Annotated in this window: 7 protein-coding genes and 1 pseudogene; 4 read left to right on the plus strand and 4 right to left on the minus strand. The window is 66.8% G+C overall.

Annotation, left to right across the window (positions count from 1 at the left end; genetic code table 11):
• Positions 1-51 precede the first annotated feature (51 nt).
• Both ACFYT9_RS27400 and ACFYT9_RS27405 read left to right on the plus strand, forming a co-directional pair.
• Positions 52-3,771, plus strand: coding sequence for a DNRLRE domain-containing protein (locus tag ACFYT9_RS27400; protein ID WP_389168292.1), 3,720 nt, complete (start codon positions 52-54; stop codon positions 3,769-3,771).
• Positions 3,771-4,256 (plus strand): hypothetical protein, encoded by a 486-nt coding sequence (locus ACFYT9_RS27405; protein ID WP_389168310.1) that lies wholly within the window; start codon positions 3,771-3,773, stop codon positions 4,254-4,256. Before ACFYT9_RS27400 ends, ACFYT9_RS27405 begins: the two co-directional genes overlap by 1 nt.
• Positions 4,257-4,427: 171 nt before the next feature.
• Here ACFYT9_RS27405 and ACFYT9_RS27410 read toward each other — a convergent pair.
• The 4 genes and pseudogenes from ACFYT9_RS27410 to ACFYT9_RS27425 all read right to left on the minus strand — a co-directional run.
• A pseudogene (locus tag ACFYT9_RS27410) lies at positions 4,428-4,884 on the minus strand (transposase family protein); the annotation flags it as partial.
• Between the two features lie 293 nt (positions 4,885-5,177).
• A complete protein-coding gene (locus tag ACFYT9_RS27415; protein WP_389168293.1) occupies positions 5,178-7,145 on the minus strand; it encodes a hypothetical protein in 1,968 nt (655 codons plus the stop codon).
• 9 nt (positions 7,146-7,154) lie between these two features.
• On the minus strand, positions 7,155-8,231 hold the full coding sequence (locus ACFYT9_RS27420; RefSeq protein WP_389168295.1) for a YaaC family protein: 1,077 nt from the start codon (positions 8,229-8,231) through the stop codon (positions 7,155-7,157).
• Between the two features lie 208 nt (positions 8,232-8,439).
• A complete protein-coding gene (locus tag ACFYT9_RS27425) occupies positions 8,440-12,810 on the minus strand; it encodes a hypothetical protein (protein WP_389168296.1) in 4,371 nt (1,456 codons plus the stop codon).
• Positions 12,811-13,205: 395 nt separating this feature from the next.
• Between ACFYT9_RS27425 and ACFYT9_RS27430 the strand changes: the two genes are divergently transcribed.
• Positions 13,206-13,613 (plus strand): hypothetical protein, encoded by a 408-nt coding sequence (locus tag ACFYT9_RS27430; protein WP_389168298.1) that lies wholly within the window; start codon positions 13,206-13,208, stop codon positions 13,611-13,613.
• Positions 13,614-13,716: 103 nt separating this feature from the next.
• Positions 13,717-14,090 (plus strand): transposase family protein (locus tag ACFYT9_RS27435; protein WP_389168300.1); only part of this gene is annotated, 374 nt, incomplete at its 3' end.

The following is a 14,090-nucleotide window of genomic DNA, read 5'->3' on the forward strand; positions in this document are numbered from 1 at the left end:
GACCAGGCGGCAGGAGTCGCGCGAGCACGTGCGGCCATCCTGGGACAGCGAGTGGAGATCGAGCCGCTCCGCACCGAGTCGTCGATCACGTACGCTAATCCGGACGGCACCCTGACCGAGGAGTCGACCACCGGACCCGTCCGGGTCAAGGACGAAGCCGGCGATTGGCAGGACGTCGACACCACCCTGGTGTTCCGGGACGGCAGTGTGCAGCCCAATCAGGCCGCTGCGGAGATCCAGTTCTCCGACGGAGGGGAAGGGCCTCTGGCCGAGGTCACCGAAGGCGCCAGATCCCTCGGACTCGGTTGGGACGGTCCGCTGCCCCGTCCCGTGCTCGAGGGCAACACCGCGACGTACAAGAACGTCCAGCCGAATGCCGACCTGGTGGTCACCGCACTGCCCGAGGGCTTCTCGCACCTGCTGATCCTCAACGAGCGCCCGACGGAGCAGGTCGAGCTCCGGATCCCCGTGGCCGCCGAAGGGCTCAAGCTTCGCGAGACCGCGGACGAGCGCCTGTTGTGGGAGAGCGCAGACGGCAAGGACATCGCCGCGGCTCCGGTACCGATGATGTGGGGTGCCGACGAACGCCCTGCAGCCAACGAGCCCGAGCACGTCAGTGACGTCACAGCTTCGGTGGAGGGACCGGCCGGAGAGCAGACACTGGTCCTGAAGCCGGACTCGGGCTTCCTGAAGAATCCGGACGTCACCTACCCGGTCACGATCGACCCGACGAACACCCTGCTGGGCCCCTTGACGGACACCTGGGTCCAGGACGCGGCGTACCCCACCTCGCAGCGCGGATCCACCGAGCTCAAGGCCGGCACGTACAACGGAACCGAGCGCGCACGCTCGTATCTGAAGTTCGACACCTCACGGTTCGCCGACAAGAATGTGGTCGACGCTGACCTCCGGCTGTTCTCCCACTGGTCCTCGTCATGCTCGACGAACAACGCCGGGATCCAGGTCCGCCGCGTCACCTCGGACTGGGACCCGTCCGGGATCACCTGGTCCGCCCAGCCGGCCACGACCAGTGTGGGGGCTCCCGTCTCGAAGGTCGCCAAGGGGTACAACGCCACTTGCCCGGGCGGCCACGTGTCGTGGGACGTGGACGGCATCGTCCAGGCATGGGCGGACGGCCAGCCGAACTACGGAGTGCGCCTTGCCGCGGTCGACGAGACCGACCCGCTGACCTGGCGCCGCTACCGATCGTCGAATTACGTGGACGGCTCGCACGACTCCGCTTCGGAGCCGTCGCTGATTGTCACCTACAACTCGACGCCGGCGGTTCCCGCCAACCTGGCCGTCAACCCGCTCAGGGCGGAGGCCTCGCTGCGCACCGTCTCCTCCCTCACCCCCACGCTGCAGGCGAAGGTTGCCGACCTCGACGCGGGCTCGACCCTGACGGCGGAGTTCCAGGTCGAACCCGACCCCGCCCATACGGACACGACGTACACCTGGACAGGCAAGACCGCCCAGGCCGTGTCCGGGGCACTGGCCACGGTGCAGATCCCCACGTCCGCTGCCGTACCGGACGGTGCGCACCTGAGGATCCGCGCCCGTTCCAGTGACGGCGTCGCTTCCTCCGCATGGTCCGGCTGGCTGGCGTTCCGCGTGGATGCGAACGCAGTGCTGCCCGCGGACGTGCCCCAGCACCTCCAGTCCGGCGCGACCGACACCGCCTCGCCCCTCGTCTCCGGAGTGGTCACCTCTCCGAACGGGGGCATGGTGGAGGCCCAGTTCCGGCTCTACAACGGCGCCACCACCCAGACGCTCGGCACTCAGCTGGTTCCGAACGGTGAAAGGGCCGGCTTCCAGATCCCGGCTGAGAACCTCGCCACGGGAGGACCGTTCGCCTGGTCCATGCGCGGGTGCTACGCGGGCAAGTGCTCCGCCTGGACCGCGAACACCGCCATCGCCACGAACCCCGTGGCGCAGCCTTCCGCCTCAACCGCCGGCACCTCCGTGGTCCTCCCCTTGACCAAGGCCACGGTGTGCACCGACTCCGAGACCTGCACCGGGACGACCGGCAGCACGCTGAAGGTCGGAGCCGTGTCCGGCAAGAACTGGCGCGGCTACCTCAAGGCCGATGTCTCGGGAATCCCAGCCGGCGCCACCGTGGTGGACGCGAAGCTGCAGCTCACGGCAGTTACCACGGTTCCCGAAGTAAGCGTCCATGCCCTCAACGCCGCCTGGGCGACCTCTGAGACCGGCGCGGTCCTCGACAATGTGACCGCTCCAGGCGTGAACGTGGAAGCGACCGCACCCTGGGCAGTCGATGTCACCGGTCTGGTCATCGGCTGGACCGGCGGGGCCGACGCCAACCACGGAATCGTCCTGCGCAAGCCGGAGGGCGCACCCGCGGCCGAGGGCATCACCTTCACGGGAGCCACCCTCACCGTCAAGTACGAGGCTGCGGCGCCCCCGTCGGCACCGGTCGCCCCGCACTCGCGTCCCGGTGACGGCGGTGCGCTGGTGACTTGGGGCACGAGCAAGGACAGCGGCTACGAGGACACCGCCCTCACCTACCACGTGACGGCAGTCGACAGCACCGGTACGACCGTGGCCCAGCGCACCACGAACAGCACGGCCGCGGTGTTCACCAGCCTGGACAACGGCGCCTCCTACACCTTCGCTGTACACGCCTCCAGCCCGTACGGTTCAAGCCCCACCGTCACGACGAACGCGGTCGCGCCCCTGGCGGCGCCCCTTGCGCCCACGGTCTACCGTGACGCCGTCAACGAGTACCTGACATCGACGGCCGCACTGGTGACCGGAGCCAAAAACACCTCCGAAGAAGCAGTCGCGGGACGACCCAACGCCGCGCTGTACTCGAACCTCCTCGCAACCGAGGAGTCCTGGCTGATCGACACGCGCGACGCGCTGAGGACCAAGGACCTCGTGTACACGGGGATGACCTCGACGCTGTCCGAGGTCCTGGCCATGCCGGCCGCCGACGGCACCGTCACCCTGCGGGCCACGGTGCTGGAGAAGAAGACAGCCGCCGACATGCCGTCCGAGCCGGAGCAGAGCGAGGGGCCCTACTACTACTCCTTCTCCGCCGGCGCGAGCCCGAAGCTGCGCAGCAAGGCCAGCGCAGGCCAGGTCGAACAGCGTCTGGCCACGGACGAGAGCGCCTTCAACGCGGTCGTGTACGGAACCGTCGACAATGACGGGCCCGAACCGACCTCCCCACCCCAGCGCACGGCATACACGGCTGCCGCCCCCTCCGCCACCGATGTGCAGATCGCCCCGTTCGCCTCGATCTCCGCCAACGGCACGGCGACGTGGGCACGGAACAACTGGAACGCCCGCCACGACTACCCTCAGGACTGCACCAACTACATCTCCAAGGCGCTGCACTTCGGCGGTGGCATGCGGATGAAGGGAGTGAACAAGGACAAGAAGAACGTCGACAACTGGTACCGGACGAAGCACATGTCCCCGCCGCACTCCGGTGGCGGCACGTACTACCTCTGGTCCCACACGTGGACCGTCGCCGACAACATGGAGAGGTTCCTGTCGAGGAACAGCAGCGGGGCCGTGTACCAGGAAACGCACCAGAGGTACGCTGCGGTCGGTGACGTCGTCTTCTTCAACTGGGGCGGCAAGGGCGGCTGGGACCACGCCGGAGTCGTGACCAAGATGGCCGGAGGCAAGGCCTACGTCAGCGCCCACAACAACAACCGACTCAACCAGCGACTCGACGTCTATGTGCAGAGCCAGCGCGGCACGTGGGCCAACATCGTCCGTGTCAAGCCAAGGTGGTACTGATGCCGGGATCCACGCGCACCAGGCGGGTCGTCGCCGCGGCGCTCTCGGCCGCCCTCGCAGGAGCCGGGGCCACTTGGTGGGCCCTGGGGGAAGACGAGCCCTATTCCCTGCTCGACTCGCCGAAGGTGCAGGTGGACCTCCGGGCGGCTCCATCCTCCGACTCGGAGGGGAAGGAGGTCGCCGAAGAGGCCGAGCTCCTGATCAAGGCATACGTCCAGCGGCTGCGTATCGGCGACGCGGAGGACCTGGCCGCCCTGGGCGCGCCGTGGTTCACGGCCAAGCAGCAGGCAGCCAAGGTCCTCATCGACCAGTACGGAGGCAAGGCGGACAAGGTGGTCAAGGCGACAGTCGCCGATCCCGTCGTCCCCTACCTGGCGAGCGTCGAGCTCAAGTACGCCGACGGAACGACCCAGACCGTGCAGCTCTCCCGCGCCGATGAAGCGTGGTGGCTGCAACTGGGAAGCGGTGACCCGGTCGAGCCGTAGCCCTGACGGACCGAAACCGAGGCCCTTGCGGATCGACAAACGAGTCGACCGCAAGGGCCTCGGCCATGTCCGAATGGACAGCGGATTATGCGAGCACGACCCGGGCCGGGGCGATCCCTTCCACCAGACCGTGTTTGAAATCTGCCGTGTCCCGTTACTGAGCCTTTTACATCCTGAATAGTTGCAGGTCAGGAGAGTGTGGATGGCTTGGACGATGGTGCCGATGCGTCGGGTGGAGCATCGGGCCCGGCGGAGGAGGATCCGCCAGGACTTCAACCGCGCGAAGGCCCGTTCGCCGGGTGCTCTCAGCCGTGCGTGGTCGCGGTTGAACTGCTGGTAGCGCTCGGGGTGTTCGCGGTGGCTCTTGTACGGGGTGCGGGCGGTGGCGCCGGCACCCTGGTAAGCGCGGTCGGCCAGGACGAGGATCTGCCGGGTGAGGCAGGCCTGGACGATGCCGTGGGATCGGGCTGCGGTCAGATCGTGGGTGCGTCCCGGTGTCGCGCGGGATACCACAGTGGTGTGCCGTCGGGCGGGCGATGACCTGCACGTTCATGCCATGTCGGCGGTGCTTCATCGAGTAGTACGGCTCGTCCGCACGGATGCGGTCGATGGGGATCAGGGTGCCGTCAGCGGGCTGGCCAGCGGCAGGTCGCTCACTGCGGCCAGAACGGCCGCGTGCAGAGGGAACGCTCATCAGCCCTCCTTCGTAACTCCCCAGGCTGTACCCGACTCGAACCTTGCCACAAGACCTCAGCGATCTCCTGCAGAACACCCGGCGTCCCGCAGCCGGCCCGGGGGTGAGGTCGGCAGCACGGGCGAGGAAAGGGGTCAGACGGCCACCAAGCCGGTGTGGTGGGGAACCTGGCATCACTGTGGCGGAGCCGGAGGGGCGGCGAGTGCCTGTGTTCGGTGTTCTGGGGTTCAGAGCCACTCGGGAAGTTCGGCCCGAAGGCTGCACCAGGAACGCATACGAGACAGTTCGGCTGTTGCCCGGGCTGACGTCTTCCCGAGGCGCTTGTACCGGATGACTCCAGTGAGTGCCCAGGCGAGCTCGTCATCGCCTGCGAACTTTGCCAGGTCCCGGAAGCTGCGCAGGCGGGTGATGGCTTCTGCGGGTGCCTGGTGCATGGTTTGCTCGGCTTGCAGGGCGGTCCATCGGCGCAAGTGGTGGGTGGAGAGGACGGGGGTGTTGTCGTATGTCCATGCGAGCTGGGCTCGGAGGTAGGCCATCATTTTCGCCTCGCTGTCCTGGGGTGCTGTCGCGACTTCGTGCCAGGGAGCGAGGGGGCCGGTCAGTGTGTGGACCTCGTCTCTCTGGTGCACGGTGAAGCTGAGCTCGTCCACGTGGGCTGGCAGGTAGGGGCGGATGAGGGCCAGGTGAGTGGTGAGCGCGGGAGTGGTTCCTGTCCGGGCTTCCACCTTCCAGTGCCTCTCCCCTGGTGTGACGGCGATGTCCTGGTAGCCGCAGTTCCCCAGCATCACGGTGATCATTTGCTCGGGGGTGAGGCCCAGTGCGGACCAGAGGTCTTCGGTGGCAAAGTTGGTGAACCCGAGCTCGCCCATGGCCTGCCACAGCGCCAGCTGGCAGGCGTGGATGCTTTCGTAGCCCTGGAAGACTCCGTCGATGACGTCGCGCCACGTCACGGTGCGGGTGGTTTTCTTCCGCTCAATGACCACACCGGTGTCGTCGTAGTGGGCCAGGGCGTGGGCGCGGCCGGTGCGCAGGTCGTTGTCCAGCCCGTCGAGGAGGCCGTGCAGGGCTGGTTCCTGTTGCGCTGCGGTGATGAGTTCGGTGGCGTTCTTGTGCCGGAGGTTCGTGTAGGCGGCCGTTTTGCGGCCACAGGCCAGCAGGAGGGCGGAGGCGATGACCTGGCCTGGTCCTTCGACCTGGGCCATGGCGATGCCGAGCAGGGCTCGGCCGGCCTGCCGGGAGTGGGTGGCGTGGTCGACGGCGTGGACTGCTTCCATCGAGCCGTCGAAGAGCTCGTGGAGGGCGCGCTTGAAGTCGCTTTCGAAGACCGGTTCTTGTGCCAGCGTCCGCAAGACCTCGGGGTTGGAGCGGAACACGTCATAGGCAAGGCGCATGACCTCACGGAAGCGCTCTGGGTCGAAGATGCTCCGGGCCAGGACCTGCCCGATGGCAAACATGACTCCAGAGCCGTCGACGCCTCGTGAGCCGGTGACGCCCTGGAGCTGGTCCCGGGCTGCTGCGTCCAGGGCCAGCAGATCGGGCACCTGGTAGGTACGCAGCGCGCGGGCCAGGAGGATCGTCTGGATCCGCGCGGTGTCCCGCTCGGCGGACAGCAGGTGCGCTCCGTCGGCCGTCGTGTTGGCTGCCTCGATGAGTTCTGCGGCGCGGTCGTGGTGGCTTTGGGCCTGTATCCCGTGTTTCTGTGCTTCCAGGGGGGTGGAGGCCAGGAGCGCGGCGAGGTAGGCGTCGATCATCGAGGTCAGCTCGGCGACAAGCTCACGCAGGGTGGTGAGCAGTACTTTCAGTGGGCGTCTGGCGTCGGTGTTGTGCACCATGGCGCGCAGTTCGGTGAACTCGGCGACGCGGGCCTTGAGGTCTGCCGCTCCATGCTCGGTGGCCTGTGCTGTTTCTGCTACTGCCGTAAAGAAGCCGCTGCACCATGTGGCAAGGCGCTTGAAGAGGGCAGCATGCAGGGTCTCGGGGACTCCGAGTGGGCCGTTGGGCAGCGGAGGGACGGGCTGCGCCAGCAGCTTCCGCGCCTGGGCGGCGGCTTCGCGGCGGGCACGGCCGGCCGTGTCGACCTCCCACGGCTGGGGACGGTGGCCACAGTCCGGGCAGTCGACGCCCCGGATGCGGCTGATGCCGCATCCCTGGCAGCTGATCTGCGAGTAGGACAGCTTGAAGGCGTATGAGGTCATGGAGCGGGATCATTTCTGTCTGTGCGCATACTGTCGGCGTCTGATGGGTTCATCGTCTGCAGCGTCAGTTCGAGACCTCTTCGATGGTGCCGAGGATGAGGCCGGGGAGAGAGCCGATGGCGCGCTCAGCACACTTTCGATGGGAACGGCGTGAGGGCTGGTGTCAACGCTGATGAGTCCGGCCCAGGTGGCGGGTTCATAGCGGGCCAGCATGGAAAGCGTGTACACCACCGACCACCAGGCCATCAAAAAGTGGGGTGCGCGGCCTTCTTGCGAGAGTGACGGCACGAAGTAGCGCGCCGGACCGTGACCGCAAGTGAGGCGTCGCATATGTGACGGCCCGTCCCCGGAGGGTGCGTGGCCTTGGAGCGGGGGCCAGCTCACCTCGATTTCCCCGCCACCGTTGCGGTAACGGGTGAAGCTCGGCGGCCCGTCAGGGTCAAGGTGTCCGCGGTCGTACTCGCGGTTTCGGTCAAGGCCCGGGTATCTCGCGAAGAAGGCGCTTAGTGTTTCCGTGCTGCCGTCGTGGATGGCCCAGTCCGGGATGTCGCAGACGGATGCCTGCATGCCAGAGTCGGGGTCGTCGTGCATGCTGAGCTCGTCCATGTGCAGAGCGGGATGACGGTCCCGTCCGGTGAGCGGGTACTTGAGGTTGACCGGCAGCATGTCCCAGACGTCCTCGAGGCGCACCGGGTCGGTCTTGCCCCAGACCGGTGATTCAAGGAGTTGGCTCAGGCGGACGAAGCTGCCCCGTGATGTGGCGGGGTCGGTGCGGATCTCGATGTCGGCGAAGGGCTTGTCATAGCCGCTCGCTTTGATGCCATGGCCCTCGAGCCGCCAGTCCTCGCTCTTGAGGTCGACCGCTGCGGCGGCGATGGCGCGGCCGGCCTGGCTCAGGCCGTAGAAGACCTGCAGGGGCCGAGTGGCCGGGCCCACCACGGCAGCCGCGCGAAACATCTGCTCTGCTTGTTCCAGTGCCGCTACGTACGTCTTCCGGCGTTGCCCGCTGCTGGCCTTCCCGGGCGGGTCGGCCCGGCTCGCACCCAGCTTCTCCCATGCCTCGTCAGGCTCCGCCTTCATGTACATGCGCTGACGCTACCTCGCAGCTGTGACATCGGTCAGTGCGGTGTCCGGCGTCCTGGGCGTGATCGGTCGATGGCCCGGCCTGTGGTGTCCGGTAGCGATGAGACCCCCGAAACGCGAGAGGTGTTCGCCGGGGTTTCGTCGGTCATGCGGGATGTGGCGTTCGGTGGCCACCACGGCGGAAAGCCCTGCTTCGATGGGTTGGTTGAAGTCAAGTGTTGCGCTGGGCCGGCCTGCGTGCGGTGCAGTCGAGCACGAAGGCACGGATGTCCAGATCACGGGTTTGGCTGAGCTGATCGGCTTGGGTGTTGTAGGTCTCCCCCAGTGCTTGTGGTGTCTGCCCTGCGGCAGGTGGCTTGCGCTCGGCAGCCGTCCACTGGTCGTTGGGGAAATAGGCGATCAGGTAGAGGCCGTGGCGGGTGTTCAGCGTGGGGAGGTAGTCGTCGACAAGTTGGTTCTCCATCGCGGTCTTGAGATGGGGGTGCCAGTTCCCCTTCACCTCGATGGCCGCCTGGGCGAGGGGTGCGTCGGGCAGGCGGGGTGCGTGGGCGGGGTCGGCCTGGGCGGGGGCCTGCAGGAGGAGATCGATGCGGTCGCCGGCGCCTTTGCTGTTGCGGTTGATCTGCACCTCACGGTCGATGAGGATGCCGCTCTGAGCAAGGCTTTGCCTCAGACTGTAGGCGAGGTAGTCGGAGATCAGGTTTTCGTCTTTGGGGAACCAGAGCCGTTGCTTGCTTCTCTTGCCGCCGGGCAGGGTTTCCAGCTCGGTTTCGTTCCAGAATATCGTTGCGGGCAGTGTTCCCTGCGTGAGGTCGTGCTGGATGTTCTTCAACAGGGAGACAACCAGGTCCAGCAGGTCGGCGCCGTCCTTGATCAGTCGTCGACGGGGGTCTTGGACCAGTGCTCTGAGTTCGGCCGCATTGGGCCGGCCCCATGATTGCTCTCGATAGGTGCGCTGCGCTTCGTGCATCAGTCTCTGGACGATGCTGACATCGGGCCATTCTTTGTGCAGTTCGCGCAGGAGGCGGACAGCCTCGGCCGTTCCCCGGGAGGACAGGTGGTCGAGTACTGCGTCCCGGCGTTCTGTTCCACTGCCGTGTGATCGCGGACCGGTGGCGGAAGCGTTGGTGGGCGGGTAGGCGTTGAGGAGGATGGCAGCGAGTTCGCCCACAGCTTGGGTGGGCAGTTTCGCAACCCAGGGCGCTGTGCTGTGGGTGTGCAGGATGCGGGCGGTAGCGCTGTCCACGAGGCCGGGATCGCTGCGCAGTCGCTGGTGGGCTGTCGGCCAGATCTCCGTGGGTGTCTCCGTGAGGAAAATGCTTAGGTAGACGGCATCGAGGCGAGCGTCGCGTGTGGGGCTGGAGGTGGCCAGGGGCTCGCCGAAGCGAGTCAGAACGCCCCGGCGGGTATCAGGTGTCGCGTGCTTCAGCAACCGGGACAGCAGGGAAGCCAGGGCGTTGTGCCCTTCGGGTCCTGTGACGGGGTGAGGGGCATTCTGGTGCGCCTGCTGGGTGAGATCTGTCAGGAGGTTCACCAACGCTGCCTCGAGCGCCGGCGTCCAGATGCTTTCCGCCAGGTCGATCGCGACAAAGTGCCGTTGCTCCTCGTAGGAGGTGCGGGCGAGGGTCAGGTAGGTGCTCGTGAGCTCGTCAGAAGCGTGCGGGAGGGCTCGTTCCAGCAGCCGTGCGCGGGGCAGGGTGTTTCTGGCGGTGTTGTCTTCGGAGGGAAAGGCCAGCAGGGTGGGGGCCCAGGCCCGCCAGTGCGCGGGGGGAATGGCGGCTGATTCTACGTCGCTGTCGAGCAGGAGGGTAAAGGCGAGCACCGCCGCCCAGGGGCGCCAGGGAATGCCGGGCGTACCGATCCAGTTGTCGTCGGCCGGCAGGGACTCAGCGGCGAAACGGCGTGCTGCCTCACGCAGGCGGGGCTCGTGATCGGCGGGGAGGATGCTGGTGCCGGGTGCGTCGAGGAGATTTCCCGGGAGCTGCGAGGCGAGCTGCCCTGTGTCTGGGTTGTGCAGGAGGTAGCGACACAGGGACACGAAACTAGCGGCATCGCCGGTCTCCGCTTGTGTGAGGCAATCGCAGGTTGCAGTCACGTATTCGGCGAAGCCTTCCCACTCACGAGGGCCCGGGCGGCGCCTGGCCATCCTGTTCCTGGAGCGGTCGGCTGCATCCCCGTCGATCGGCACGGCGTCGAACGAACTGGCGAACACCTCCTTCCATACTCTGGTCTCGTGCGTGGCCCATGCGGTCTCCTGGCCGGCTTCTGTGGCGGAGGCGAGACTCCATACGAAGCACAGGGCGGGCCACACGTGCGCGGCCTTCGCGTCCGTCAGGCCTCCTTCCAGCTCGATGAGCCAGGAAAGATCATCGGCGTCGAGGAGGCTGCTGCGGCCCTCGTGCGGCCCCTTTCCGTCGGACACTCGGCCAGCGCCAGAGGCCCGCGAGCCGTGCCTGCGGGGCTCTTGCCATCCCTCGGCCAGAAGATAGGCGTCCTCGGAGTCCGCAGCAATGTCGATGAGCTGAGCGACGAGGGCGCGACGCAGATGCTGTGCCTGTGCGTGTGCCCTGCCGTCGCCTGGTGACGTGCATAGGGGTGCCGGGACCTCCAAGCGGGGATAGGTGCGCAGGTACGGGTGCAGCCATGCCGCCAGTGCGGGAAGGTGCTGCTCTGCAGATGGACCCGTCAGTGCGCGGTCCGCAAGCGCTTGGGCCATCTCTTCCGCGTTGGACCATGCGCTCCAGTGGGTGCTGAAGGGAATCTGGTTTCCTGTGGCCCAGTCCAGGAACGGAGCGATCTCACCCTCGCTTAGAGTGAGCGGCAGTTCTCGGCAGAAGCGCGTGTAGAGGCTCATGGAGGTCTGCGGGGGTGTGAGGGCTGCGAGAAGCTCGGCAGTCCCCAGCCAGGGCCGGCACCCTTCCAGAACGGCCCCGCGGAGAGAGTCATTGGGGTCGCGCTCGGGATGCTGAGCGAGTTCTGCCAGCAGTGGCGTGAGTGCTGAGGCTGCGGCCTCGCGGTCCAGTCTGTCGGCAACATGGACGGCATCGAGGCGCAGGATGTACGCCTGTCTCTCGTCGAGGGCGATGCTCGTCACGGCGCCGAGCAGCTCAGTCAGGTTGTTCGTTGCGATCAAGGTCAGGGCAAACTGGACTTCCTCGTCCGATGGCTGGCTGGGGTCACGTGTCGCAGCGTCAAGAACATGTCGTAGCTGGGCAGCCAGGCCGGGATGGCTGAGACTCGAAGCCTTCCACCAGGGCCCATGGCGGGATGACTTCTGCCTGATCTGCTCCAGCAAGCCGTCGACCATCGCCTCTCGACAGTGCTCATCGTCGATGTAGGAGCTGTAGGAGGCGATGGCTTCGGGATCGGCCCTGATCAGCCAGGGTCCGTGTTCGGGTCTTAGGGCGATGAGCCAGGCGGCCAGCTCGTGCAGATCCCCTGGGATGCCTGGCTCGCCGATTTCGCCTTGGTGAAGGAGGAGTGCGCGGAGTTGCTCTTCAGGCAGGCCATGGTTTACGAGGTAGCGGGCGGCTAGGTAGGAGGCGATGGATGCATGGGCGGCCCCTGCCGCTTCGGGGCCGTGGCTGGCGAACAGGGGGCTGTTCAGGACGCTCTCGATGATCGGGCGCTCGATGACGAAGCTTCCCTGGGGTGTGCCCTCCTCGGCCCCTAGAAACGTGTCGATGGGCAAAAGGTTGGTGCCAGGGGCTTTCTGGCGTCGTGTGCTGACGCCGGATGCACCGGTGAGGAGGCAGTAGCAGGCGAGGCGGGCAGCTGTGGCGAACCTCTGCTCCTGAGTTCCCTCAAGGTCAACCGGGTCCCGGTCTTCCCCCTGACTCATGAGTGCGTGTGGGAGTGCAAGGGCGTACAGGGCTGTGCGGCTGGTGGGTAGCGTCTGGTCGGCGGCGAACATGTCCAGGAGCAACTGGAGGGTCAGCGGGGTTCGGGCGAGTGCCTGGGCATCGGCTTCGGTGACCGCCTGGAGGAAACGGGCACCGTTGAGGTCTCGGGCCGTAGCCGCCGTGATCAGGTCAGAGCGACGCAGTGGTGCGAGGGTGTAGGTGCGGGCGTCTGTAATACCGAAAGCCTCGGCAGCTGCCTGCCGCAGGATGTCGTTGTAGGCCATCCCGCGGCAGGCGATGAGAACCTGCAGTGGGGAGCAGTCGTACTGGGCAGCGACGTCGGTGAACCAGCCGGCGATCTCTTTTGCTGTGGCCTGGCATTCGTCGACTCCGTCGAGAACCAGGAGAAATGGTTTCGGCTGCTCGATGCCGGTGGCTGGGGCTGATAGCGCCGATGTAGAGGGATCGAGTCTGTCAAGGACAGGCCGGGCCTTGCGGACCAGGTCGTCGAACCGGGAGACCTGTCCGAGATCGACTCGTCCGGACGCTTCCCAACGTACAGCGGAACTCCCCGGACCGAGGGCTGTGGTCAGCGCGTGCGACTTGCCGATGCCGGCCTCGCCCAGAAGCACTGCAGAGTGGGCGCAGGCCTCGCTGAGGGGAACAACATCGCCCCGTCCCCCGCCAGTGAAGCCCCACGTCTCGGGGTCCAGCAGGAATCCTTCCTCGTCGACGGGCACGGCATCATTCGCCGGAACGCAGAACCTTGCCAGGCGCACACGACCCCCTCCACCAGAGATCAGCCGAATCTATCCCAGCCCAGCCGAGTACGTCGGTAGCGCTGGAGGCGCCTGTGTCTGTTCTGTCTTCACTCTCTGCTGGGCTGCTATCGGCGGGACGAAGCTCGCTTTGGCCGACGGTCGCGGTGCGGGCGGACCTGGGTTTCCTGCCCTGGGCGAGGCCCACTACAGGCGGCAGGCCCTCACCCTCATGCGGTCATGCTCCCCAAGCCCGCGGCCTTGAAGCGCTGACGCTGCGGGGTGTGGAGGCGGCGTGCCATGGAGGTGAGATGTCTCCTCTCCTCCCCCGCCGGACCCGGCTGACTGTGGATGTGGCCAGGAGGGACAATACGGGGATGCGATCTGTGCCGAGCCCACTCTTCATCAACCTGCTGAGCCGGCTGGACGCGGATCCGGCCAGTGCCGTCGTGGTGTCACTGGCCGCAGTGCGCTCGCAGGGCGGTACGTGGAGCCTGAGCCAAGGCAGTGTCCTGCTCGGTCCCGCGCGGATGGCGGCCTTGTCCTGGCTGGAGTGGCGGGCCGAGAACGGTGAGCGGTGGGCTCAGGAGCATCAACGGCGTCTGACCGAAGCCGGTATGGATCTGAGCCGGTACAGCAGCTTCGCCGATGTCGAGGGCGATTGGCTGCTGGCGCGCTTCGCACTGGACGGGCCCGGCAGCCCGGCCGAGCGGGCCGGGCGGTGGATGGAGCAACTGACAGGTCCGGGAGTAACAGTCACTGAGCTCTTTCAGAGTGGCCACTGATCGAGTGACCCAGACCGAGTCAGGATGAGGACCGCAACGCACAGGGCTCCCGCGCCGTTGAGGGAGGTGTTCGAAGTCTCAACCCATCGGCACAGGAGCCCTATTGGTTCCCCATCCTGCCGCACTCGACCTGCCTCATGCTCTCGTCGAGTGGGTATCCATGCTCATCGTCACCCGTGAGGGTGACCGCCGCTGCAAGCTTCCGCCCCACCAGCGTGCCCTCGTCGGCCTGGTCTACCTCCGCCGGCACGACACGCTCGCGCAGATCGCCGTCGGCTTCGGTATATCCGTCGGCACCGCCCACGCCTACGTCACAGCCGTCGTCCAGCACCTGTCCGGTCGGGCACCCGGCCTGCTGCGGGCTCTGCGCGAGGCCGATCCTGATCATGTCCTGCTCGACGGGACGCTCGCCGAGTGCGACCGGGTCGGCGACAGCCGGGCCGACTTCTCCCAGAAGCACCGCCGTCACGGCGTGAA

The sequence above is a fragment of the Streptomyces sp. NPDC004435 genome (assembly GCF_042873895.1).
Classification (GTDB): Bacteria; Actinomycetota; Actinomycetes; order Streptomycetales; family Streptomycetaceae; genus Streptomyces.